23 protein-coding genes are annotated in these 21,429 nt (G+C 64.5%); 10 read left to right on the top strand and 13 right to left on the bottom strand.

The genetic code is table 11. From position 1 onward, the window contains the following. Positions 1 to 43 precede the first annotated feature (43 nt). Positions 44 to 1,483: a pyruvate dehydrogenase complex E1 component subunit beta gene (locus K0S66_RS10480; RefSeq protein ID WP_301075324.1), complete on the bottom strand. Its 1,440-nt coding sequence runs from the start codon at positions 1,481 to 1,483 to the stop codon at positions 44 to 46. Position 1,484: 1 nt separating this feature from the next. Next, positions 1,485 to 2,528 (bottom strand): pyruvate dehydrogenase (acetyl-transferring) E1 component subunit alpha, encoded by a 1,044-nt coding sequence (pdhA, locus tag K0S66_RS10475; RefSeq protein WP_301075323.1) that lies wholly within the window; start codon positions 2,526 to 2,528, stop codon positions 1,485 to 1,487. Between the two features lie 127 nt (positions 2,529 to 2,655). On the opposite strand from pdhA, the gene K0S66_RS10470 reads away from it, so the two are divergent. The 3 genes from K0S66_RS10470 (at position 2,656) to K0S66_RS10460 (ending at position 6,219) form a co-directional block, all read left to right on the top strand. Continuing rightward, positions 2,656 to 3,948, top strand: coding sequence for an MFS transporter (locus K0S66_RS10470; RefSeq protein WP_301075322.1), 1,293 nt, complete (start codon positions 2,656 to 2,658; stop codon positions 3,946 to 3,948). After that, positions 3,945 to 4,865, top strand: coding sequence for a cysteine synthase A (gene cysK, locus K0S66_RS10465; protein WP_301075321.1), 921 nt, complete (start codon positions 3,945 to 3,947; stop codon positions 4,863 to 4,865). The genes K0S66_RS10470 and cysK overlap by 4 nt, the downstream gene beginning before the upstream one ends. A 106-nt stretch (positions 4,866 to 4,971) precedes the next feature. Further along, positions 4,972 to 6,219 (top strand): cell wall hydrolase, encoded by a 1,248-nt coding sequence (locus K0S66_RS10460; RefSeq protein WP_301075320.1) that lies wholly within the window; start codon positions 4,972 to 4,974, stop codon positions 6,217 to 6,219. A gap of 83 nt (positions 6,220 to 6,302) precedes the next feature. Here the strand turns inward: K0S66_RS10460 and K0S66_RS10455 are convergent, their stop codons facing one another. The 5 genes from K0S66_RS10455 to K0S66_RS10435 form a co-directional block, all read right to left on the bottom strand. Continuing rightward, positions 6,303 to 8,099 (bottom strand): acyl-CoA dehydrogenase C-terminal domain-containing protein, encoded by a 1,797-nt coding sequence (locus tag K0S66_RS10455; RefSeq protein ID WP_301075319.1) that lies wholly within the window; start codon positions 8,097 to 8,099, stop codon positions 6,303 to 6,305. Positions 8,100 to 8,103: 4 nt separating this feature from the next. Then, the gene (locus tag K0S66_RS10450; RefSeq protein WP_301075318.1) at positions 8,104 to 8,520 is read right to left on the bottom strand and encodes a MerR family DNA-binding transcriptional regulator; all 417 of its coding nucleotides are present in this window, start codon (positions 8,518 to 8,520) and stop codon (positions 8,104 to 8,106) included. Between the two features lie 31 nt (positions 8,521 to 8,551). Next, on the bottom strand, positions 8,552 to 9,046 hold the full coding sequence (locus K0S66_RS10445) for a hypothetical protein (protein ID WP_301075317.1): 495 nt from the start codon (positions 9,044 to 9,046) through the stop codon (positions 8,552 to 8,554). Then, positions 9,046 to 9,408, bottom strand: a complete 363-nt coding sequence (hisI, locus tag K0S66_RS10440) for a phosphoribosyl-AMP cyclohydrolase (protein WP_301075316.1) — start codon at positions 9,406 to 9,408, stop codon at positions 9,046 to 9,048. Before hisI ends, K0S66_RS10445 begins: the two co-directional genes overlap by 1 nt. 73 nt (positions 9,409 to 9,481) lie before the next feature. Next, positions 9,482 to 9,733 carry a Rho termination factor gene (locus tag K0S66_RS10435; RefSeq protein WP_301075315.1) on the bottom strand — a complete coding sequence of 84 codons (252 nt, stop codon included), beginning with the start codon at positions 9,731 to 9,733 and terminating at the stop codon, positions 9,482 to 9,484. Positions 9,734 to 9,844: 111 nt separating this feature from the next. Here K0S66_RS10435 and purF point away from each other — a divergent pair, with 111 nt between their 5' ends. Both purF and K0S66_RS10425 read left to right on the top strand, forming a co-directional pair. Next, complete coding sequence (gene purF / locus K0S66_RS10430; RefSeq protein ID WP_301075314.1) at positions 9,845 to 11,302, top strand: amidophosphoribosyltransferase; 1,458 nt, start codon at positions 9,845 to 9,847, stop codon at positions 11,300 to 11,302. Positions 11,303 to 11,391: 89 nt separating this feature from the next. Continuing rightward, positions 11,392 to 12,111: an SDR family NAD(P)-dependent oxidoreductase gene (locus K0S66_RS10425; RefSeq protein ID WP_301075313.1), complete on the top strand. Its 720-nt coding sequence runs from the start codon at positions 11,392 to 11,394 to the stop codon at positions 12,109 to 12,111. Between the two features lie 61 nt (positions 12,112 to 12,172). Here K0S66_RS10425 and K0S66_RS10420 read toward each other — a convergent pair whose 3' ends face one another. After that, positions 12,173 to 12,595: a DUF1465 family protein gene (locus tag K0S66_RS10420; RefSeq protein WP_366520813.1), complete on the bottom strand. Its 423-nt coding sequence runs from the start codon at positions 12,593 to 12,595 to the stop codon at positions 12,173 to 12,175. A 136-nt stretch (positions 12,596 to 12,731) separates the two neighbouring features. Then, positions 12,732 to 12,911, bottom strand: a complete 180-nt coding sequence (locus K0S66_RS10415) for a DUF465 domain-containing protein (RefSeq protein WP_301075401.1) — start codon at positions 12,909 to 12,911, stop codon at positions 12,732 to 12,734. A 207-nt stretch (positions 12,912 to 13,118) separates the two neighbouring features. On the opposite strand from K0S66_RS10415, the gene K0S66_RS10410 reads away from it, so the two are divergent. Further along, positions 13,119 to 13,277, top strand: a complete 159-nt coding sequence (locus tag K0S66_RS10410; protein ID WP_301075311.1) for a DUF465 domain-containing protein — start codon at positions 13,119 to 13,121, stop codon at positions 13,275 to 13,277. A gap of 48 nt (positions 13,278 to 13,325) precedes the next feature. Here the strand turns inward: K0S66_RS10410 and K0S66_RS10405 are convergent, their stop codons facing one another. The 4 genes from K0S66_RS10405 to K0S66_RS10390 are packed head-to-tail and all read right to left on the bottom strand — an operon-like array spanning position 13,326 to position 16,182. Continuing rightward, positions 13,326 to 14,735, bottom strand: a complete 1,410-nt coding sequence (locus K0S66_RS10405) for a coniferyl aldehyde dehydrogenase (protein ID WP_301075310.1) — start codon at positions 14,733 to 14,735, stop codon at positions 13,326 to 13,328. A gap of 31 nt (positions 14,736 to 14,766) precedes the next feature. Continuing rightward, complete coding sequence (locus K0S66_RS10400; RefSeq protein WP_301075309.1) at positions 14,767 to 15,201, bottom strand: hypothetical protein; 435 nt, start codon at positions 15,199 to 15,201, stop codon at positions 14,767 to 14,769. Further along, the gene (locus K0S66_RS10395; protein ID WP_301075307.1) at positions 15,198 to 15,947 is read right to left on the bottom strand and encodes an A24 family peptidase; all 750 of its coding nucleotides are present in this window, start codon (positions 15,945 to 15,947) and stop codon (positions 15,198 to 15,200) included. The genes K0S66_RS10400 and K0S66_RS10395 overlap by 4 nt, the downstream gene beginning before the upstream one ends. Next, complete coding sequence (locus tag K0S66_RS10390) at positions 15,940 to 16,182, bottom strand: hypothetical protein (protein WP_301075306.1); 243 nt, start codon at positions 16,180 to 16,182, stop codon at positions 15,940 to 15,942. Before K0S66_RS10390 ends, K0S66_RS10395 begins: the two co-directional genes overlap by 8 nt. 100 nt (positions 16,183 to 16,282) lie before the next feature. On the opposite strand from K0S66_RS10390, the gene K0S66_RS10385 reads away from it, so the two are divergent. The 4 genes from K0S66_RS10385 to K0S66_RS10370 all read left to right on the top strand — a co-directional run bounded on the left by K0S66_RS10385 (position 16,283) and on the right by K0S66_RS10370 (position 21,411). Continuing rightward, positions 16,283 to 17,467 carry an acetyl-CoA C-acyltransferase gene (locus K0S66_RS10385; protein WP_301075305.1) on the top strand — a complete coding sequence of 395 codons (1,185 nt, stop codon included), beginning with the start codon at positions 16,283 to 16,285 and terminating at the stop codon, positions 17,465 to 17,467. 4 nt (positions 17,468 to 17,471) lie between these two features. Further along, positions 17,472 to 18,227, top strand: a complete 756-nt coding sequence (gene ppk2 / locus K0S66_RS10380; RefSeq protein ID WP_301075304.1) for a polyphosphate kinase 2 — start codon at positions 17,472 to 17,474, stop codon at positions 18,225 to 18,227. A 97-nt stretch (positions 18,228 to 18,324) separates the two neighbouring features. Further along, positions 18,325 to 20,145 carry an NAD(P)/FAD-dependent oxidoreductase gene (locus tag K0S66_RS10375; protein ID WP_301075303.1) on the top strand — a complete coding sequence of 607 codons (1,821 nt, stop codon included), beginning with the start codon at positions 18,325 to 18,327 and terminating at the stop codon, positions 20,143 to 20,145. 141 nt (positions 20,146 to 20,286) lie between these two features. Further along, positions 20,287 to 21,411: a zinc-binding dehydrogenase gene (locus K0S66_RS10370; RefSeq protein ID WP_301075302.1), complete on the top strand. Its 1,125-nt coding sequence runs from the start codon at positions 20,287 to 20,289 to the stop codon at positions 21,409 to 21,411. Positions 21,412 to 21,429: the final 18 nt, after the last annotated feature.

The raw sequence follows: 21,429 nt of genomic DNA, 5'->3' as shown, positions 1-21,429 counted from the left end.
CTGATGCGGGACCGCCATGGTCATGGCGGCCCCGCAAATATGCTTACTTCGTGTAAGTCACCTTCTTCACGCCCTCGATAATCTTGTCGGACGAAATCAGCGCCAGCTTTTCGAGGTTGGCGGCGTAAGGCAGCGGCACGTCCTCGTTGCACACGCGCACGACCGGGGCGTCGAGGTCATCGAAGCCTTCCTCCATGCAGATCGCGATGATCTCGCTTGCGATCGAGCAGGTTGGCCAGCCTTCCTCGGCCACCACCATGCGGTTGGTCTTGGCAAGGCTCTTGAGCACCGTTTCCTTGTCGAGCGGGCGCAGCGTACGTAGGTCGATCACCTCGGCGTCGATGCCCTCGCCGGCCAACTTCTCCGCTGCTTCGAGCGCAAGCCCGACGCCGATTGAATAGCTGACGATCGTCACGTCCTTGCCTTCGCGCATGACGCGAGCCTTGCCGATCGGCAGAACCCAGTCGTCAAGCTTGGGCACTTCAAACGAACGACCGTAGAGAAGCTCGTTCTCGAGGAACACGACAGGATCCTGACTCCGGATCGCGGCCTTCAGCAAGCCCTTTGCGTCCGCTGCATCATAAGGCGCGATGACGATCAGGCCCGGCACGCTGGCGTACCACGGGCCGTAGTTCTGCGAGTGCTGGGCACCCACGCGGCTGGCGGCGCCGTTCGGGCCACGGAACACGATCGGGCAACGCATCTGGCCGCCCGACATGTAGTTCGTCTTGGCAGCCGAATTCACGATATGGTCGATCGCCTGCATGGCGAAGTTGAACGTCATGAACTCGACGATGGGGCGAAGTCCACCCATAGCCGCGCCGGTGCCGACGCCGGCAAAGCCATATTCGGTGATCGGCGTATCGATCACGCGGCGGTCGCCGAATTCGTCCAGCAGGCCCTGCGTAACCTTGTACGCGCCCTGGTATTGCGCGACTTCCTCGCCCATTACAAACACGCGCTCGTCGGCGCGCATTTCCTCGGCCATGGCATCGCGCAGCGCCTCGCGGACCGTCTGCTTCACCATTTCGGTGCCGGCCGGAATCGCGGGATCGCTGACCTCGGCGTCGTGCTTGGCCGCTCCGAACATCTGCCGCGCACCAGTATCGACGCGTTCCTGCGCAGGATGAGCCGAATCCTCGACCTTGTCGGCCTTTTTCTCGTCCGCCTTGGCCTCAGGCGCCACGGTGTCTTCCTTGGTCGCTACCGGATCGTTGGAGCCGGCCGGGGCAGCGTCATCGCCCTCGCCTTCCAGCTGCATGATCACCGTACCGACCTTCACATTGTCGGTGCCCTCGGCAACCAGGATCTTGCCCACGACGCCTTCGTCCACGGCCTCAAATTCCATCGTGGCCTTGTCGGTTTCGATTTCGGCCATGATATCGCCCGACTTCACGGTATCGCCTTCCTTGACGAGCCACTTGGCGAGCGTGCCCTCCTCCATCGTTGGGGAGAGCGCCGGCATCTTGATGTCGATCGCCATCTCAATACTTCTCCACCAGCACGTCGGTATACAGTTCCTTGGGATCGGGCTCAGGTGTGCTTTCCGCGAAGTCCGCAGATTCGTTGACTGCCTTGCGGATCTCGCTCTCGATCGCCTTCAGCTCGTCTTCCTTGACGCCCTGCGCATCGAGCAGCTTCTTCACGTGCTCGATCGGATCGGACTTGTCGCGCACCGCCTGCACTTCCTCACGGCTGCGATATTTGGCCGGATCGGACATGGAGTGGCCGCGATAGCGGTAAGTCTTCATCTCAAGGATGATCGGGCCCTTGCCAGCACGCACCCAGGCGATCGCCTCTTCAGCAGCGCCACGGGCCGCCAGCACGTCCATGCCATCGACCTGAATGCCGGGAATGCGGAAGCTTTCGCCGCGTCGATACAGCTGATCTTCGGCGGAGGCGCGGTTGACGCTCGTGCCCATCGCATATTGATTGTTTTCGATGACGAAAATGACGGGCAGCTTCCACAGCTCCGCCATGTTGAAGCTCTCGTACACCTGACCCTGGTTCGCTGCGCCGTCGCCGAAATAGGCAAGACACACGCCGCCGTCATTGTTGTACTTGTGCGCAAAGCCGAGGCCCGCGCCCAGTGACACCTGCGCGCCCACGATGCCATGTCCGCCGTAGAACTTATGTTCCACGCTGAACATGTGCATCGAGCCGCCCTTCCCCTTGGAGATGCCGGCCTGACGCCCAGTCAGCTCCGCCATTACGTCCTTGGGCGGGATGCCGCATAACAGCATGTGGCCGTGGTCGCGATAACCGGTGATCACGCTGTCCTTTTCGGTCAGCGCGGACTGCAAACCTACCGCCACGGCCTCCTGGCCGATGTACAGGTGGCAAAAGCCCCCGATCAGGCCGAGGCCATATAGCTGGCCAGCCTTCTCTTCGAAGCGGCGGATGAGCAGCATGTCCTTGTAGAACTGCAGCAGCTCGTCCTTCGACGCCTCATAGGGCTGCGGCTCATTAGGCCGCTCGCGATTGGGTACGGGGGGTTCGACGCTCTTCGCGCGGGCTGTTTTTGCCACGGGGTTGGACCTCGCAGGTTCCTAGGGGAAAGGGAGAACGCGGCCTATAAGCCTCAACAGGCAGCAGGCGCAATGTCGTGGAATTCCCGTTGTGCCGCTCTCAGCGTCGACCTAAGTCGAACGCTGTATGTCAGCCGCCGTTCACCCGCTCCGCATCCCAAACTACCGTAGCTATTGGTTGGCCAGACTGGCTAGTACCATCGCTCAATCGGCGCTTGCCATCGTACTTGGCTGGCAGGTTTACAGTATTGCACGCGAGACCATGGATATTCGGGAGGCGGCGTTTCTTCTCGGCATGATCGGCCTCGCCCAGTTCCTGCCGCTGTTTCTTCTGACACCCGTCGTCGGTCTGATCGCTGACAGCATCGACCGGCGCTGGATCGTGCGCGGTACCACGACCTTGCTTGCTGCCAATGTGCTGCTGCTCGGCTTCGCCACATGGGAAGGATGGATCAGCCTGCCCGTGCTGTTCGCGGCCGCCGTACTGGTCGGGATCGCCCGCGCCTTCGCCGGACCTGCTTATGGCGCGCTGGCGCCCAACCTCGTCCCGCGCGAGTCCCTGCCCAGCGCGATCGCACTGGGTTCGATCGCGATGCAGGTCGGATTCATTGCTGGGCCAAGCGTCGGCGGCCTGCTGTTCGCCATCGGGCCGCTCACCGCCTATGCGGGTATGGCGGCGATGTTCCTGCTGGCGCTCGTCATGCTGCTGACGATCCGCCCGGTGGCCCAGCCGCCGGCCCAGAAGGACCGCCGCCCCCTGGCGCGGATCGTGGACGGCTTCGCTTATGTGAAGCGCAACCGGCTGGTTCAGGCGGCCATCACGCTTGATCTGTTCGCGGTGCTGCTGGCCGGGGCGACGGCGTTGTTGCCGATCTATGCGCGCGACATTCTGCACGTGGGGCCGATTGGGCTGGGGCTGCTTGCCGCGGGAATGGGGATCGGCGCGTCGGCGACGGGCATCTTCCTGTCATTCCGACCGATGAAGACCGACGTCGGGCGCAAGATGCTGGTCGCGGTCATGATTTTTGGCGTGGCGATCCTGACCTTCGGCATTTCCACAAACTTCCTGCTGAGCCTGATCGCCCTGATCGTCGCGGGAAGCGCGGACATGGTGTCGATGTATGTTCGCGGATCGTTGATCCAGCTTCATACGCCGGACGAGATGCGCGGGCGCGTCAGCGCGGTCAGCCAGTTGACCATTTCGGCCTCCAATGAACTCGGCGAGGCGGAAAGCGGCCTGATGGCGGCACTGATCGGCCCGGTCGGTGCGGTGGTCGTCGGCGGCGTGGGCGCGATGGCGGTCACGCTGCTGTGGTCGCGATTGTTTCCGGAACTGAAGCAGGCCAAGACCTTTGATCCGCCCGAGACCCCACTTTCGGTAATACCGCCCGAAACACAGCACGGAGTAGCTCAGCCATGAAGGCGAACACGATCCTCGAGACGATCGGCAACACGCCCCATATCCGGATGCAGCGACTGTTCCCCGGATCAGAAGTCTGGATCAAGTCGGAACGGTCGAACCCGGGTGGCTCGATCAAGGACCGCATCGCGCTGGCGATGATCGAAGCGGCGGAAGCCAACGGCGATCTGCAGCCCGGCGGCACGATCATCGAGCCGACCAGCGGCAACACCGGCATCGGTCTGGCGATGGTCGCCGCGGTCAAGGGATACAAGCTGGTGCTGGTCATGCCGGAGAGCATGTCGCTGGAACGGCGCCGGCTGATGCTGGCCTATGGCGCGACGTTCGACCTGACGCCGCGTGAAAAGGGAATGAAGGGCGCGATTGAGCGCGCGCTGGAGCTGGTCGAGACGACGCCGGGCGCCTGGATGCCGCAGCAGTTCGAGAATCCTGCGAACATCGACGTTCACGTGCGCACCACGGCGCAGGAGATCATCAACGATTTCCGCGATGCGCCGCTGGATGCGGTCATCACAGGTGTCGGAACTGGAGGGCACATCACCGGCGTGGCCGAGACGCTGAAGAAGGAATGGCCAAACCTGAAGGTCTTCGCCGTCGAACCTTCGGCCTCACCCGTGATCAATGGCGGGCAGCCAGGCCCGCACCCGATCCAGGGAATCGGCGCCGGCTTCATCCCGGCAAACCTGCACACCCAGGCGCTGGACGGGGTGATCGAGGTGGACGCGAATGTCGCCAAGGACATGGCGCGGCGCGCCGCACGGGAAGAAGGAATGCTGGTGGGCATCTCCTCCGGCGCGACGCTGGCGGCGATCCTCCAGAAGCTGCCCGACCTGCCCGACAATGCGCGGGTGCTGGGCTTCAACTATGACACGGGCGAGCGGTACCTCTCCGTGCCCGACTTCCTGCCGGAAGCCTGACATGGCAGGCCGTGCCGGGCATGGTGCCACGGCACGGCCGTTCTGGATGCAACGGCGGCCCCCGGGCGCCGTTCGTCCGACAAGAGCCGAATAGCGATCGGACCCCGTGCCAGCGCTTCGCCCCCTGCACTTCATCCTGATTCTCATCGCGGGCATCGCTATCGTGCTGCCGCTGGTGGTCGTACGACTGGTGCCAGCCCCGCCCGCACGCGCGGTGGAAACGCCGCAGGTCACGCGACCGATGCGCGCACCCAAGGTGCCGCCGCCACCGGTTGAGCCGGTCGAATATGCCACGATCGATCCCGAGGATGCCCGCGCCGTCAATGCGGCGGTGCCTTTCGCCAAAGGACCGGTCCCACCTGCGCGGCCGTTCCACTTTGTCGGTGGATCGGATGATTTCTCGCGCGCCGCCGACTGCCTCGCCGCAGCCGCCTTCTATGAGGCAGGTGATGATCCGCCTGGACAACGCGCTGTCGCGCAGGTCGTGTTGAATCGGCTGCGGCACCCTGCCTTTCCAAAGACGGTGTGCAGCGTGGTGTTCCAAGGAGCCGAGCGATCGACAGGGTGCCAGTTCACCTTCACCTGTGATGGCGCCCTAGCACGCACACCCTCCCCCGCCGCATGGAAGCGGGCACGAGACGTGGCCGCAAAAGCGCTGCGCGGCAGTGTGTACAAGCCGGTCGGCTGGGCGACGCATTATCACACCGACTGGGTGGTGCCCTATTGGAGTTCCAGCCTAGACAAGATCGCTGAGCTTCACACCCATCTGTTCTTCCGCTGGACGGGGTGGTGGGGCACCGGTCCCGCCTTCAATCGCGGCCAGCAGCCGGGCGAGCAGCCCGTAGCGAAGCTCGCGGCGGTGTCCGACGTTCACCGGATGGGATCGGCGGCGGCGGGTACGGCACTCGCGGTGGCGGGCGCGCCCTATCGTGGTACGACGCCATCGCCACTGAGCAGCGACGGCGAGGTATTCCTGACGCGGCTGAACCCGGCGCAGGCGGATAGCTATCCGGCGATGGCCCTGGCAGCCTGCGGTGATCGCCCCCGGTGCCGCTTCATGGGTTGGACCTCCCCCGCCGCCGCAGCGACGACCGTGCCGCTGACCGCCGACCAGATGCACGCCATGTCGTTCAGCTACATCCGTGATCGGGACAGCAACTTCGAGCGCGTTCTTTGGAATTGCGACGAGTTCAAAAGCCGCGGCGCGTGCATGAAGCGGATGATGCTGCGGGCGGTGCCCGTCCCCAAAGCGGAGATCCCGGTCAAGGGTCCCGAGCCGCTCGATGGCGTCCGGCGAAAGTCCGCGGCGGAACCGGCACCGCCAGCAATCGGCAATAGCAGCGGCGTGGAATAACGGTCGCTCGCAAGGTTTAACGATCCGCTCCCCCCCGGCTCACCGCGACATGCGCGATGAGCCAGGAACAGGGCAGCCTCCGATCAGGCGGCGCGGAACATCTCAGGCGGAAGCGCCATCAGCGCCTCGGCACCGCCCTCGATCTGGCGGCGGTACGAGCCCGCCTCCGGCAGCACGCGCTCGGCGTAGAACCGCGCGGTGACCAGTTTCGCGTCGAGGAAGGCGGCGTCGCCCTCGCCTGCGTCTTTCAGCGCCGCGGCGGCAACTGCCATGCGCAGCCACATCAGGCCGACCGACACGACACCCAGCAGGTGCATGTAGGGTACAGCGCCAGCGCCGATGTTGTTGGGGTTCGAGATATTCCCCATGAACCACATCGTCGCGGCCTGCAGCTCACCCAGCGCCTTCTCAAGCCGGGTGGCGAAGTCGGCGGCGGGGCCACTCTTGGCTCCCGCGCATTCCTGCGCCACGATCTTGAAGAACAGTTGGATCGCGCGGCCACCGTTCATCGCCAGCTTGCGGCCAACAAGGTCCATCGCCTGCACGCCATTGGTGCCTTCGTAGATCATCGCGATACGCGCATCACGGACATACTGCTCCATCCCCCATTCCTGGATGTAGCCGTGGCCGCCATAGACCTGCTGTGCGTCGGTCGCGATCGCATAGCCCTTGTCGGTGCCGACGCCCTTGATCACCGGAGTCAGCAGACCGATCAGGTCGGCCGCTTCCTGCCGCGCGGCCTCGTCCTCGGCATGATGCTCCAGATCGACCTGAAGCGCGCCCCACAGGCAGAGCGCACGAAGGCCTTCCAACCATGCCTTGCCGTTCATCAGCATGCGGCGAACGTCCGGGTGGACGAACAGCGTGTCCGCCTTCTCGTCCGGCTCGGCGGCCCCGGTCAGCGCGCGGCCCTGACGGCGATCCTCGGCATATTGAACCGCGTTCTGATACGCCGTCTCGCCCACGGCCAAGCCCTGCAGGCCAACTCCAAGACGCGCCGCATTCATCATGATGAACATCGCGGCGAGGCCCTTCATCTCCTCACCGACGAGCCAGCCGGTCGCGCCATCATAGTTCAGCACGCAGGTGGCGTTGCCGTGGATGCCCATCTTGTGCTCGATGGAACCGCAGGAAACGGCATTGCGCTCTCCCAGCGAACCATCGTCGTTCACCATCACCTTGGGCACCACGAAGAGGCTGATCCCCTTCGAGCTGTCGGGTGCGCCCGGCGTCTTGGCGAGGACCAGGTGGATGATGTTGTCGGTCAGGTCATGCTCGCCGGCCGAAATGAAGATCTTCGTGCCGGTGATCTTGTACGACCCGTCCGCCTGCGGCTCCGCGCGGGTGCGGATGAGGCCAAGGTCGGTGCCGCACTGCGGCTCGGTCAGGTTCATGGTGCCGCCCCATTCGCCGGACACCATCTTGGGAAGGTACTTCTCCTGCTGCTCGGGGGAGCCCTTCGCCACCAGCGCGGCGATCGCGCCGTGCGCAAGGCCAGGGTACATGGCGAACGCCATGTTCGAGGAGATCATATATTCCTGGAACGCGGTGGAGATGACGTGCGGCATGCCTTGGCCGCCGAATGCCTCCGGCGCCGACAGCGTGCCCCAGCCCGATTCCACGAACTGCTTGTACGCCTCCTTGAAGCCGGCCGGCGTTGTCACCGAACCGTCCTCATGCCGGGTGCAGCCTTCCTGATCGCCCGACTGGTTCAGCGGGAACAGCACCTCGGCGACGAAGCGCCCCCCTTCTTCCAGCACGGCGTCCACGGTGTCCGGGGTAGCATTGGCAAAGCCCGGCACGTTGGCGTGGCGCGAGAGGCCAACCACGTGCTCCAGAACGAAGCGGGTGTCGCGCACCGGCGGAGTATATTGCGGCATGGGATCAGTCCTTCTGATCGGGTTTTTCAAGGAGGGAGACGAACTCGTCCAGTTCGGCAATGGCGTCGTCGATGTCGCGTTTCTGCGCCGTCAGCGCCTCGATCCGGGCACGACAACGCGCGATGGTGACGTTGCGCTGCGTGCTGCGCCCGTCGCCGATGTCATAAAGGTCGATCATCTCGCGGATTTCCGCGAGACTGAAGCCGACGCGCTTGCCGCGCAAAATCCAGGCAAGCCGGGCTCGGTCGCGATGCGAATAGATCCGCGCCGTGCCCCGCCGTTCGGGGGCGATCAGCCCTTCATCCTCGTAGAATCGCAAGGCGCGCGCCGTTACCCCGAATTCCGACGCGAGATCCGTGATGCTGAAATGCGTGCGATCCGCGCGAGGCGGGAGCGAACCAAAGAGGCCGGCGACCGTCATGCCGCCGCTCTATCTTCCGCTTACGTGAACGTCAATCGCACAGCGGGTCACCCTTCGCGCTTCGCATCGCGCGCGCCTCGGTCGCCGTACTGCTCAGCCGCGTCGCGTTCACTGCCGACAGGGTGGCGCGTCCGCTGCAATATTGGTTGCACCCAGCAGGAAGCGCGGGCGGAAACACAATCCGCTCGTCATCGAACTTCGCCTCCAGCCGGCATTCACCGCCCAGATCGATCTTCAGCGTTCCGCTACCGCTGGCGTGCCCGCGCGCCGCGCAGCGTTGTTGTGGGCCGTAATCGACGGTTACCCCGATACGATAGCCGTTCCCTTCAGGCACGACGCACAGCCGGTCGCTGTCAGAGGAGAAGGCGCCGACCGGGTTCAGCACCGCGGGATCGGCCAGAACGCCGCGTGTGATCGCGGCCGTCTCCAGGATCGCGCCAGCGCCGGCCGCCTCTGCTGGTGCGCTCGCCTGCTGACCGCACCCCGCGAGGATCGCTGCCACGGCCAGCGCCGCCGGCTTGCGCATCAGTCGACCCGTTCCAACCCGCCCGGCACGATCCGGCGATAGAAGCAGGATCGCGCGCCAGTGTGGCAGGCGGGGCCGACCGGCTCCGCTATCACCCAGATGGCGTCCTGATCGCAGTCAATCCGCATCTCGCGCACAATCAGGAAGTGTCCCGATGTCTCCCCCTTGACCCACAAGGCCTGGCGGCTGCGCGACCAGAAAGTCGCCTTCCCTGTCGCGCGGGTGGCCTGCAGTGCCGCTTCATTCATGTGCGCGACCATCAGCACCTCACCACCGTCGGCGGCGGTGACCACCGCTGTGATCAGTCCGGCGGCGTCAAATTTCGGTTCAAGCGTCAGGCCATGTTCGCGCGGATCGGTCATGCGGGCTGCTGTAGCGCAGCGTCGTGGCTTTCTGCCAGCCCGCGCTGGCCGCGGCGCGAGTCTCCTGCCGTCGCTACTTGTGATTACGAACAGCGTCGACGAGCGCGCTCTTGTTCATCTTGGACCGGCCTTCGATGCCGATCTTGCGCGCTTCCTCGTACAGTTCGTCCTTTGAGCGGTCCTCCAGCCGGTCACTGCGGTGATCGAGCGAGCCGTTGGCGCGGGCATTGGCGATGCGCGCCGCCTTCTCTTTTGATTCTCCCTGCTTGCGCAGTTCCTCGTACAGCTTGTCGTCCTTGATCTGCGATCCGTGGCTCTTTGCCATCGCCATTCTCCTCGCGCGCAAAAACGTGAAGGTGCAACGATTGCTCCCAAGCCCCATGACAAATCCGCGACAGTCGCTATATGGACGGCGCACGACGCGAGCCCCCACGCCATGCTGACGACTAATCCTTTCGACGACGACCATCTGCACGAGGAGTGCGGCATCTTCGGAGTGTCCGGCTCCGATGGCGCTGCGGCGCTTGTCGCCCTTGGCCTCCATGCGCTCCAGCACCGTGGACAGGAGGCCGCTGGCATCACGTCCTTTGACGGCGCGAACTTCCACACCAAGAAGGCGATGGGTCACGTCGCTGGCAATTTCGACAGCGAGGCCGTGATCGGTTCGCTGCCCGGAAGCGTCGCGTGCGGCCACGTGCGCTATTCCACCACCGGCGAAACCGCGCTGCGCAACGTGCAGCCGCTGTACGCCGAGTTGGCAAGCGGCGGCTTCGCCGTGGCGCATAACGGCAATATCTCCAACGCGATGAAGGTCCGCCGTGAGTTGATTCGCCGCGGATCGATCTTCCAGTCGACCAGCGATACCGAGACGATCATCCACCTGGTCGCCACGTCGAACTATCGCACGCTGATGGATCGCTTCATCGACGCGCTGAAGCAGGTCGAGGGCGCCTATGCGCTGATCGTGATGACACCCGAGGGCATGATCGCCTGCCGCGATCCGCTGGGCATCCGCCCGCTGGTCATGGGCAAGCTGAACGACGCGATTATCTTCGCCAGCGAAACCGTGGCGCTGGACGTGGTCGGCGCCGAATTCGTCCGCTCGGTCGAGCCGGGTGAGCTGGTGATCGTCCAGGGTACCGAGATGCGGTCGATCCGCCCGTTCGGACCGGTCGCGCCGCGCCCATGCATTTTCGAATGGGTCTATTTCTCGCGCCCTGATTCTATTGTCGACGATCATTCGGTCTATTCGGTGCGCAAGGGCATCGGCCAGCAACTGGCGATCGAAGCGCCGGTGGACGCCGACCTTGTCATTCCAGTGCCGGATTCCGGCGTACCTGCGGCGATCGGCTATGCGCAGGAAAGCGGCATTCCGTTCGAACTGGGTATCATCCGCTCGCATTATGTCGGCCGCACCTTCATCCAGCCGGGCGACAAGGTGCGTCATCTCGGCGTCAAGTTGAAGCACAACGCCAATCGCGCGCTGATCAAGGGCAAGCGGGTGGTGCTGATCGACGATTCGATCGTTCGAGGCACGACCAGCCTGAAGATCGTGCAGATGATGCGCGATGCGGGGGCCGCCGAAGTGCACATGCGCATCGCCAGCCCGCCGACCAAGCACAGCTGCTTCTACGGCGTCGATACGCCCGAGCGCGCGAAGCTTCTCGCTGCCACCCACGACCTGGAGGCGATGCGCGAGTTTATCCATGCCGATAGCCTCGCGTTCGTGACAATCGACGGGCTCTACAAGGCACTGGGTCGCAGTGAGCGGTCGCAGTACCGCCCTGGCTATTGCGACGCCTGCTTCACGGGCGATTACCCCACCACTTTGACAGATCACGACGATACGGGTGCGGTGGACCAGTTCGCCATGCTGGAAGAACGGGTGGCCTGAACCGCCTTCGTCGCCGACCTTCGGCTTCAATCTGTCGCTGCGGCGGCACCATGGAGTTGCGGGAGAGCGCGTCCCGGGACTAATCCGGGATGATGAACGTGACCAAGCCTCTCGAGAACAAACTAGCCCTCGTCACCGGCGCGAGCCGCGGGATCGGTGCTGCGACCGCCATCGCACTGGCCGCCAAGGGCGCGCACGTGATCCTGACCGCGCGCTCCGCCACGGCGCTGGAGGAAGTCGAACAGACGATCTTCGACGCGGGCGGCTCGGCCACCATCGCGCCGCTTGATCTGGCGGCGAATGATGCGATCGCCCGCCTCGCCGTGGCGATCAGCGAACGCTGGTCGGCGCTCGACGTCATGGTACTGAACGCCGGCACGCTGGGAACGCTGGCCGCGGTGCCATCGATCGACCCCAAGGAGTTTGCCAACGTGCTGACGCTGAACGTGTCGGCACAGGTGGCGCTGATCCAGGCGTTCGATCCAATGCTGCGCCGTTCGAAGGATGCGCGTGTCATCGGCGTCACGTCATCCGTCGGCCGCAAGCCGCGCGCCTATTGGGGCGCTTATGGTGCGTCGAAGGCGGCGTTCGAGACGTTGCTGGGCGCATACGGCGACGAAATGGCTGAAATCAGCCGGGTTCGTACCGCCATTGTCGATCCCGGTGCCACGCGGACCAAGATGCGCGCCCGCGCCTATCCCGGGGAGGACCCCGCATCGGTGAAGCCACCCGAGGTGGTGGCTGACCGGATCGCTGCCTTGGCGGTGGACGGGTTCGAAGCCGGGCATTGGGAGCGAGTGGTAGCCTGATCTAGGCGCCCACCGCTACCACTTCGTTCCAGATCGCCGGCGCTCCGCGGTGCCGCGGTGATCAGAACGCCATCGACAATCGCTGGAACATCTGACGGGCCGGGCTCTCCTCCGGCACCGTCGCGCCCTGCACGTCATCGAGCCGGGCCACGCGGCGGTGCAGATCGACGCTCGTCGCGACCAGCCGCCGCGCCTTCTCCGGTAATTGGGCAGCCGCGAGCATCGGATCGTCGGCAGACGGGATCAGGCGCCGCGAAGGATCGAGCGCGGCGCTGGCGCAGAGTTCACCTGACAACACCGCGCGCTGTGTCAGCAGCCAGGCGATGACGTGCATCAAGCGAGTCGTCAGCTTCAGCGATTCACAGCTGAACGTCACCCGCGTGAGCGGATCGAGCGCGTCGCGATCGCCGCGCCCACCATCGTCAAAATAGCTGCGCGCATCGTCGGCGAGAACCATCGCTTCGACGTACAGGGCGTCGATCAAGCGCCGGTAGACTATGGAATCATGTCGTGATGCCTGCATGCGGCAACGTTACATCGGCCAGGCTGCGGGGCGACAGCGCGTTATCGAGTGATGCAGGCGGCATCGTCCCATTGCGGAACCGGCGCCCTTGTTACCGTCAGGCAATAATGTCGGGGATCAGCTGATCCTCTATCTGCGCGATCTCGTCGCGCAGCCGCAGCTTGCGTTTCTTCAGCCGGGCGAGCTGCAATTGGTCGGCCACGCCGCCCTCGCCAAGCGCCACAATTGCTGCGTCGAGATCGCGATGTTCGGTGCGAAGCTCGCCGAGTCGCACAATCAGCTGGCCATCGTCCGTCACGTCGCCCTCCCTCCGGCGACGCCCCTGTAGCAGAGGTCATCGGGGGATGGTGGGAAAACTCGTTACAACTGCGTGACATCGCACGACACGTGCGATCGGCCGCAGACGCGTGCTTTTCCGATGAGACAATCGCGCCGTCGCGTGTTCTACTCCTTGTCCCCGCAACCAAAGCAAGGAGATTCCTGTATGCAGACCACGCATCGTTCGGCTCTGGAGGCCAAGCATGCCACGCTGGATCAGCGCATCAGTGAAGAAACCCATCGGCCTATGCCCGATGCAATGCTCATCGCGGATTTAAAGAAAAAGAAGCTGCGGCTGAAGGAGGAAATCTCCCAAGCGCACTAACGCCAATTTGCGGTTTGGCGCGCGGGCATTTGCCGCGCGCCAAGCCCATCATCCGCCGATCTGGCGGGCCACCGCCTTGCGCGCCGCATCGCCATAGGGCGGCTTCAGACCGGCAATTTTCGCCACATCCAGCTTCGATTGTTGATAAACCGCCTTAGCATGGCTGAACGTGCGGAAGCCATCGAGGCCGTGGTATGATCCCATGCCGGACGGGCCGACGCCGCCAAATGGCAGGTCCTCCATCGACACATGGAAAATCACGTCGTCGATCGTGACGCCGCCCGAGATGGTGCGGTCTAGCACACGGCGCCGCTCGCCCTCTTCCTTGCCGAAATAGTAAAGGCCCAGCGGGCGATCGCGTCGATTGACCTCACCGATTGCGGCATCGATCCCGTCATAGCGGCGGACCGGCAGGATCGGGCCGAAGATCTCCTCCTGCATCAGCGTCATGTCGTCGGTCACGTCGCGAACGATGTGCAGCGGCATCTTGCGGCTGTTGGTGCTGCCGAAATCCTCGCCCGCCGGATTGACGACGTCCACCGTCGCCCCTTTGGCGCGTGCATCCTCCACCCATTCGTTGAGCCGCTGGAAATGGCGGTCGTTCACGATGCTGGTGTAATCGGGGTTGGAGAGGAGCGTCGGGTACATCGCGGTGGCTGCGTTCTTGATCCCTTCCACGACGGCCCCCTCCTGATCCGACGGGACGAGGATATAGTCCGGCGCGAGGCAGATCTGCCCGGCGTTCAGCATCTTACCCATCGCCACGCGCTCACTCACCTGCTTCACGTCGGCGCCCTTGCCGACGATGACCGGCGACTTGCCGCCAAGCTCGAGCGTTACGGGCGTCAGATTATCGGCTGCGGCATGAAGGATATGGCGGCCGATCCCGGTCGCACCGGTGAAGAGCAGATGGTCGAATGGAAGTTCGGCAAAAGCCTTGCCGATCTCCGGCCCGCCCGACACGAAGGCCAGCTCGGTCGGATCGAAATAGCGGCCGACGATCTCCTCGAACAAGGCTGCCGTCACGGGGGTGAATTCGCTGGTCTTGACCATCGCGCGGTTGCCGGCGGCAAATACCCCCGCCAGCGGTGACATCACCAGGTTCACCGGAAAATTCCACGGCGCGATCACGCCGATCACGCCCTTCGGCTGATATTCCACCCACGCCTTTGCGCCGAGCAGGCCGAGCGGGAACTGGACCGGCCGCTTCTCCGGCCTAGCCCATTTGTCGAGGTGCTTCAGCGCATGATTGATCGGGCTGATCGACCCGCCGATGTCGGTGACCATCGACTGTTCACGGCTGCGGTGACCGAAATCCTCGCTCAGCGCATCGCAGAAGCGATCGGCATGGTCTCGGATCATCGCGGCGGCGCGCTTGAGCCGGTCCTTCCGAACGGAGATCGGCTCAGGCAGCGCCGCCATGAAGCTTTCGCGCTGGGCGCTCAGAATGTCCTTCATCTATCCTCTCCCCGTTTATTGTCGTTGTTCGTCAGGCGGCGCATCCGATCAGGCCAGCGACCGGCAGGATCACCGTATCCTGGCCGGTCCGATCGATACGCAACGTGCCGCTATCCACCACTGCTCCTTGTGACAGGTCACGGCGCGTCTGCACGGCTAGCTCAAGCGTCGCGGTGACGTTGCCCGCCTGGTACACGGTGGTCGTGGCGAAGCCGAAGCCGGCGCTGCCGGTCTGGCTCTGTCGTGCGTAATCGGCGACTTGGCCGTCGAGCGCGATCCGCAAGGTTCCCGGCGCGGCACTTGCCATGCCAACCAATGTACGCGCCTGACCGCCGGTGAAGAGAAAGGCCGCACAGCCCTGCGCCGGCAGCGCCTGGCGCGGCAGCGGCGCGAGCGGCAGGCCGTTCGTGGGCGATACGGTCCTGGGCGGATCGGCAATGGCCAGTGCGAAGAGCAACGCGATCATGCCGAAAGACGTACCATGAGCAGCAGTGCCGGGTAAGCCGCCACGGCGAGGTACGCCCCGAACGGAAGCGCATCATCGCGCGCCACGGCCCTGCCCGTCATCATCCGCCACGCGACCACACCCAGTCCCACCATTGCCGCCAGCAGCAGGACAGGCGGCAGCATCCGCCATCCGAGCCATAGCCCGATCACGCCGAACAATTTGGGGTCGGCGCCGCCCAGCCCTTCGATGCCGCGCAGCCGCTGATAAATAAAGCCGATCAGCCACAAGGAACCGAAACCGGCGATGCCGCCGATGATCCGCTCTCCCATAGCGGGCGTCAGCACGGCGGCAGCGATGATGCCAAGCGCGGCCAGGATGATCAAAAGCGGATCGGGTATCCACAATTCTGTCGCATCGAGCGCGATGACCAGCACCAGCAACCAACCAAACGATGCGATCAGCAGCGCCGCGCCCCCGCTCGCGACAAGTCCGGCGAGCAACCCCGCAAGCGCGCACCCGGCCTCGACCTGCCAGTGCAACGCGGGGATCGCCGCGCCACAGCAGCGTGCGCGGCCTCGGTTCGCGGCAAAGCTGATCAGCGGGATCAGATCGACAGCCGATAACGCCCGGTCGCAGGCGTCGCACGCCGACCGGCCGGTCAGCGCCGATCGGCCAGCCGGCCAGCGGATCGCCACGGTTGCGAGAAAGCTGCCGAGGATTGCGCCCAGAGCGGCGAGCGCGAGCGGCCAGAAGGGGTCAGACACCCTTCTTTCGTATCAGATAACGATAGACGCCGAACAGGTTGATCCCGAACAACACGATGTTCTGCGTGCCCAGCGCCCAGTCATCGGTCAGCAAGGCGCCGCTGATCCAGCAGATCGACGAACCGACGAACAGGACGAAGCCCCAGCCGGTCACTCGCCGCCCCAGATCCAGCGAGACCATGAAGGCGGCAATCATTCCACTGATCGCCGCTGCCCACTTCAACACATCGATCATGCTGTCCATCGCCGCCCAACGCGCTGGCTTGCCCTTTGTATTCGCTTGCGATCGACACTAGATCGATTGGCATACGATTTTGTCCCGGAGCTTCATTTCCATGACCACCGATTCCGTCGTCATCCTCTCCTACGCCCGTACGCCGATGGGCGGCATGCAGGGGGCACTGGCCGACGTCTCCGCCACCGATCTGGGGGCGACGGCCGTGAAGGCGGCAGTGGAGCGTGCGGGTGTCGACGGCGCGGCAGTGGAGCGGATCTACATGGGCTGCGTCCTGCCCGCGGGTCTCGGCCAGGCACCGGCGCGGCAGGCGGCGATCAAGGCGGGCCTTCCCAAGTCGGTGCAGGCAACGACGGTGAACAAGGTGTGCGGTTCGGGCATGCAGACCGTGATCATGGGCGCAGAGGCGATCGCGGCCGGATCCGCCGACCTGATCGTGGCGGGCGGCATGGAGAGCATGACCAACGCGCCCTACATCCTGAAGAAGCATCGCTCGGGCGCCCGGATCGGCCATGACACGGCCTATGACCACATGTTCCTGGACGGGCTCGAAGACGCTTATGAGGCGGGCCGCGCGATGGGCACCTTCGCGCAGGATACGGCCAACGGCTATCAGCTGACGCGGCAGGCGCAGGACGATTATTCGATCGAATCGCTGCGCCGCGCGCAGGCGGCGATCAAGTCGGGCGCCTTCGCCGACGAAATTGTCCCGGTGACGGTCGCCACCCGCAAGGGTGAGGTGGTCGTCGATACCGACGAGCAGCCAGGCCGCGGCATGCCGGACAAGATCCCCACCCTTCGTCCTGCCTTTGCCAAGGACGGCACGATCACGGCGGCGACCAGCTCCTCGATCTCCGACGGTGCGGCCGCGCTGGTGCTGAGCCGCGAAAGCACTGCCCGCGCGAATGGCCAGACGCCGGTGGCGCGCATCGTCGCCCACGCCGCACATGCGCAGGAGCCGGCGGCGTTCACCACCGCCCCGGTCGGCGCGATCGAGAAGCTGCTCAAGAAGACGGGCTGGTCGATCGACGACGTGGATCTGTTCGAGATCAACGAGGCGTTCGCCTGCGTCGCGATGTTCGCGATGAAGGACCTCGGCATCCCGCACGACAAGATCAACGTGAACGGCGGCGCCACCGCGCTCGGTCACCCGATCGGCGCCTCTGGCGCGCGGATCATCACCACACTGGTCGCGGCGCTGAAGAACCAGGGCAAGAAGCGCGGCATCGCCAGCCTTTGCATCGGTGGTGGCGAGGCAACCGCCCTCGCCGTCGAGTTGGTCTGACCCGATGGGAGCGGACCACAAGCAGGAGGATCATGACCTCCAGGTAGCGTTGGTCCGCTACCAGCAATGGACCGCCGAATCCGGTGAGCGCGCCCTCGTCATCCTCGAAGGCCGCGATACCGCCGGCAAGGATGGCGCGATCCGCCAGATCACCCGGCACCTGGCAGTGCGGCACACCCGCGTCGTCGCGCTGCCGAAGCCGACCGCGCAAGAGCGCTCGCAATGGTATTTCCAGCGTTATGTCGAGCATCTGCCCGCCGCCGGCGAGCTCGTGATCTTCAATCGCAGCTGGTACAATCGCGCGGGCGTGGAGGTTGTCAACGGCTTCTCCACCGCCGAGGAACAGGCGCGCTTCCTGAAAGATGTTCCCGGTTTCGAGGCGATGCTGATTGGGTCGGGCATCAGGATCGTGAAACTGTGGCTGGATATCTCGCATGACGAACAGGCCAAGCGGCTCGAATCACGTCGTAGCGATCCCCTGAAGGCGCTGAAGATCTCCGCACTCGACAAGGTCGCGGTGAAGGAGTGGGACGGGTACACGACCGCGCGGGATACGATGCTGACGCGCACCAGCACGCCGATCGCCCCGTGGGTGTGCGTCCGCGCGGATCACAAGAAGCGCGCCCGCCGCGCGATTATTCAGCATCTGCTGCACGAATTGGCACCCGCTTCGATCGCCAACGATGTCCACAAGCCCGATCCCGACACCCTCTTCACTTTCGAGGCGAGCGCGATCGGCGACGGGCGCCTCGAACGCTGATCCCCAACATTCCGTAACTTTAGTTCGGTTGCACTCTACACCTCTGCCTCACTCCGAGTCATAATGCGTTCCAAGAATATGGGACGAGGAGAGGCAGATGACACTCGAGTCGCAAGCGATCCACGCTGCGCCCGACACCGGGTTTGATTTCGATCCGGCCGCGCTGAAGGCGAAATATCTGGCCGAGCGCGACAAGCGGCTACGCGCCGATGCGAATGAACAATATGTCGAAATGGCAGGCAAGTTCGCCCACTACCTCGAAGACCCGTACATCGAACAACCGCTCGATCGCGCGCCGCTCACAGACGAGAAGGACGTGGTCGTGATCGGCGGCGGCTTCGGCGGGCTGCTGGCGGGCGCGAAGCTGCGTGAGGCGGGGATTGCAGACGTCCGCATCATCGAAAAGGGCGGCGAGTTCGGCGGCACCTGGTATTGGAACCGCTACCCCGGCGCGGCCTGCGATATCGAGAGCTATGTCTATCTTCCGCTGCTCGAGGAAACCGGCTTCATCCCGGAACGCAAGTACAGCCAGGGTCCTGAGATCCGCGCCTATTCGCGCCGCATCGCCGAGCGGTTCGATCTTTATCGCGATGCCGTGTTCCAGACGGAGGTCACTGACCTGACGTGGAACGAGGAGGACCGGCGCTGGATCATCTCGACCAATCGTGGTGACGCGATCCGTGCTCGCTTCGTCATCATGGCGAACGGGCCGTTGCACCGGCCGAAGCTGCCCGGCATCCCCGGCATCGAGGAGTTTCAGGGGCACACGTTCCACACCAGTCGGTGGGACTATGACTATACCGGGGGCGACCAGAATGGCGGGCTGGACAAGCTCGGCGACAAGGTCGTCGGAATCATTGGTACCGGTGCGACCGCGGTGCAATGCGTCCCGCATCTCGGCGCGACCGCGAAGCAATTGTTCGTGTTTCAGCGCACGCCGTCGTCGATCGACGTGCGCGGCGATCGGCCGACCGACCCGCAATGGGCGCAGTCGCTGACGCCGGGATGGCACCAGCAGCGAATGGAAAATTTCAACACCCTGGTCTCGGGCGGCTGGGCAGAAGAGGATCTGGTCAACGACGGCTGGACCGACATCATCCGCAATCTGGGCATCATCGCCCGGATGAAGGCGGCAAAGTCAGGCGCGCAGAACCCGGATGAGCTGGTGCAGCTCGCAGATTTCCAGAAAATGGAATCGATCCGCGCGCGCGTGGATGAAGTGGTGCAGGACATGGACACTGCCGACGCGCTGAAGCCGTGGTACAACCAGTTCTGCAAGCGACCTTGCTTCCACGACGATTATCTGGCGACGTTCAACCGCCCCAACGTATCGCTGGTCGATACGCAGGGTCAGGGGGTCGAACGGATCACCCGTGATGGCGTGGTCGTGGCGGGCACCGAGTACAAGCTCGACTGCCTGATCTTCGGCACCGGCTTCGAAGTCGGCACCAGCTATGCCCGGCGCGCCGGCTATGACGTTCACGGCACCGGCGGCCGCTCGCTCGAGGAGAAATGGGCTGACGGCGGCCGGACGCTGCACGGGATGACCGTCAACGGCTTCCCCAACATGTTCATCTTTTCGGTGATCCAGTCGGGTTTCACCGCGAATTACCCGCACGCCTTGCTGGAGCAGGCGGGCCATGCCGCGCACATCATCGGTGAAGCGATGCGGGCGCAGAAATCGCGCGTCGAGGCGACCGAAGAGGCGGAGAATGCGTGGACGGACGAGATCCTCTCGTCCGTGCTGGATCGCCGCAAGTTCCTCGAGGAATGCACTCCCGGCTATTACAATGGGGAAGGCCAGCTCAGCCCCAAGGCCGCCAGCTTCTCCAGCTACGGCAAAGGACCGGTCGCCTTCTTCAACACGATCAAGGCGTGGCGTGACGAAGGCAGCATGAAGGGACTGACGCTCGCCTGACAGCCGGGCGTACCTGTATCAAGGTCCGATCAGGCCGGGGTTCGCCGCTGAGCGCTCCCCGGCCGTCGTTCTTCTCCACGACCGCCCTCGACACGCGCAACAGAGTTGCGCACAGCTGTTCGGCAAAAGAGAGGAAGTTGGATGACTGATCTGCCTGACACATATCGCCGGCTGGTTTCGACTGTAACGCCCGAGGGCCAGGTGCGCCTGTCGCTGCAAAGCGTACCGATGACGACCCCGGCGGACGACGATGTGGTGATCCGCGTCGAAGCGTCGCCAATCAACCCGTCGGATCTAGGCGTGCTGCTGGCGTTGACCGAGGGGGATGCGTTCACCAGCGACGGCGATGCCGCGGTGGCCCCCCTCTCCCCTCCGGTCCAGCGGGCATTGTCCGCGCGCAAGGGCGTCGACCTGCCGGTCGGCAACGAAGGCGCCGGGGTCGTGGTGGCGGCCGGTGCGTCGGAAGCGGCGCAGGCGCTGTTGGGCAAGACGGTCGCGCTCGCGGGCGGTGGCTTCTACGCCGAATATCGCAAGGTACGCGCCAGCGAGTGCATGATCGTGCCCGACGGCACCAGCGCAGAGGAAGCCGCCTCCTCCTACGTCAATCCGCTCACCGCGCTTGGCATGGTCGGCACGTTGAAGCGTGAGGGGTATCAGGGGCTTGTCCACACTGCGGCAGCATCGAACCTCGGCCAGATGCTCGTCAAATTGTGCAAGGCGGATGGTATTCCGCTGGTCAACATCGTTCGCAGCGAGGCGCAGGCCAAGCTGCTGCGCGACCTGGGCGCCGAGCATGTCGTCGACATGACGGCTGACAATTTCATCCCGTCGCTGATCGATGCGATCGCCGCGACCAACGCCTTTCTCGCGTTCGATGCGGTCGGCGGTGGCAAGCTCGCCGGGCAGATCCTGGCGGCGATGGAACAGGCTGCGCTGCGCACCCAGCGCGCAGATGGCCCCTACGGCTCGCGTCAGATGAAGCAGGTCTACATCTATGGCGGGCTTTCGTCGGCGCCGACCGAGTTCAATCGCGGGTTCGGCATGCGCTGGCGGATGGGCGGATGGCTGCTTACCTACTTCCTGGAAGATGTCGGTGCGACAGAGGCAAAGGCGCTGCGCGAGCGCGTCGCGCGCGAACTGAAGACCACCTTCGCCAGCAAGTACACCCAGCGTATCCCGCTGTCGGGCGTGCTCGATCCGGCGAACATCGCCGCTTACGGCAAGCGCGCGACCGGCGAGAAGTATCTGGTCACGCCGCAAGCGTGACGGTGACACGCCGGCCGG

Source organism: Sphingomonas sp. (assembly GCF_029239295.1).
In the GTDB taxonomy this organism is placed as follows: Bacteria; Pseudomonadota; Alphaproteobacteria; order Sphingomonadales; family Sphingomonadaceae; genus Sphingomonas.
Note: the sequence above shows the minus strand (reverse complement) of the source record. Positions and strands in the feature narration are given on the sequence as shown.

What these genes read in the sequence shown, in the direction of transcription:
- K0S66_RS10425 (WP_301075313.1), top strand. Translation starts at nt 11,392, where the DNA reads ATGATGAACGTGACCAAGCCTCTCGAGAACAAACTAGCCCTCGTCACC.
- K0S66_RS10370 (WP_301075302.1), top strand. Translation starts at nt 20,287, where the DNA reads ATGACTGATCTGCCTGACACATATCGCCGGCTGGTTTCGACTGTAACG.
- K0S66_RS10435 (WP_301075315.1), bottom strand. Translation starts at nt 9,733, where the DNA reads ATGGCAAAGAGCCACGGATCGCAGATCAAGGACGACAAGCTGTACGAG.
- purF (WP_301075314.1), top strand. Translation starts at nt 9,845, where the DNA reads ATGCTGACGACTAATCCTTTCGACGACGACCATCTGCACGAGGAGTGC.
- K0S66_RS10410 (WP_301075311.1), top strand. Translation starts at nt 13,119, where the DNA reads ATGCAGACCACGCATCGTTCGGCTCTGGAGGCCAAGCATGCCACGCTG.
- K0S66_RS10385 (WP_301075305.1), top strand. Translation starts at nt 16,283, where the DNA reads ATGACCACCGATTCCGTCGTCATCCTCTCCTACGCCCGTACGCCGATG.
- K0S66_RS10405 (WP_301075310.1), bottom strand. Translation starts at nt 14,735, where the DNA reads ATGAAGGACATTCTGAGCGCCCAGCGCGAAAGCTTCATGGCGGCGCTG.
- K0S66_RS10455 (WP_301075319.1), bottom strand. Translation starts at nt 8,099, where the DNA reads ATGCCGCAATATACTCCGCCGGTGCGCGACACCCGCTTCGTTCTGGAG.
- K0S66_RS10480 (WP_301075324.1), bottom strand. Translation starts at nt 1,483, where the DNA reads ATGGCGATCGACATCAAGATGCCGGCGCTCTCCCCAACGATGGAGGAG.
- hisI (WP_301075316.1), bottom strand. Translation starts at nt 9,408, where the DNA reads ATGACCGATCCGCGCGAACATGGCCTGACGCTTGAACCGAAATTTGAC.
- K0S66_RS10445 (WP_301075317.1), bottom strand. Translation starts at nt 9,046, where the DNA reads ATGCGCAAGCCGGCGGCGCTGGCCGTGGCAGCGATCCTCGCGGGGTGC.
- ppk2 (WP_301075304.1), top strand. Translation starts at nt 17,472, where the DNA reads ATGGGAGCGGACCACAAGCAGGAGGATCATGACCTCCAGGTAGCGTTG.
- K0S66_RS10470 (WP_301075322.1), top strand. Translation starts at nt 2,656, where the DNA reads ATGTCAGCCGCCGTTCACCCGCTCCGCATCCCAAACTACCGTAGCTAT.
- K0S66_RS10450 (WP_301075318.1), bottom strand. Translation starts at nt 8,520, where the DNA reads ATGACGGTCGCCGGCCTCTTTGGTTCGCTCCCGCCTCGCGCGGATCGC.
- K0S66_RS10390 (WP_301075306.1), bottom strand. Translation starts at nt 16,182, where the DNA reads ATGATCGATGTGTTGAAGTGGGCAGCGGCGATCAGTGGAATGATTGCC.
- K0S66_RS10375 (WP_301075303.1), top strand. Translation starts at nt 18,325, where the DNA reads ATGACACTCGAGTCGCAAGCGATCCACGCTGCGCCCGACACCGGGTTT.
- K0S66_RS10400 (WP_301075309.1), bottom strand. Translation starts at nt 15,201, where the DNA reads ATGATCGCGTTGCTCTTCGCACTGGCCATTGCCGATCCGCCCAGGACC.
- cysK (WP_301075321.1), top strand. Translation starts at nt 3,945, where the DNA reads ATGAAGGCGAACACGATCCTCGAGACGATCGGCAACACGCCCCATATC.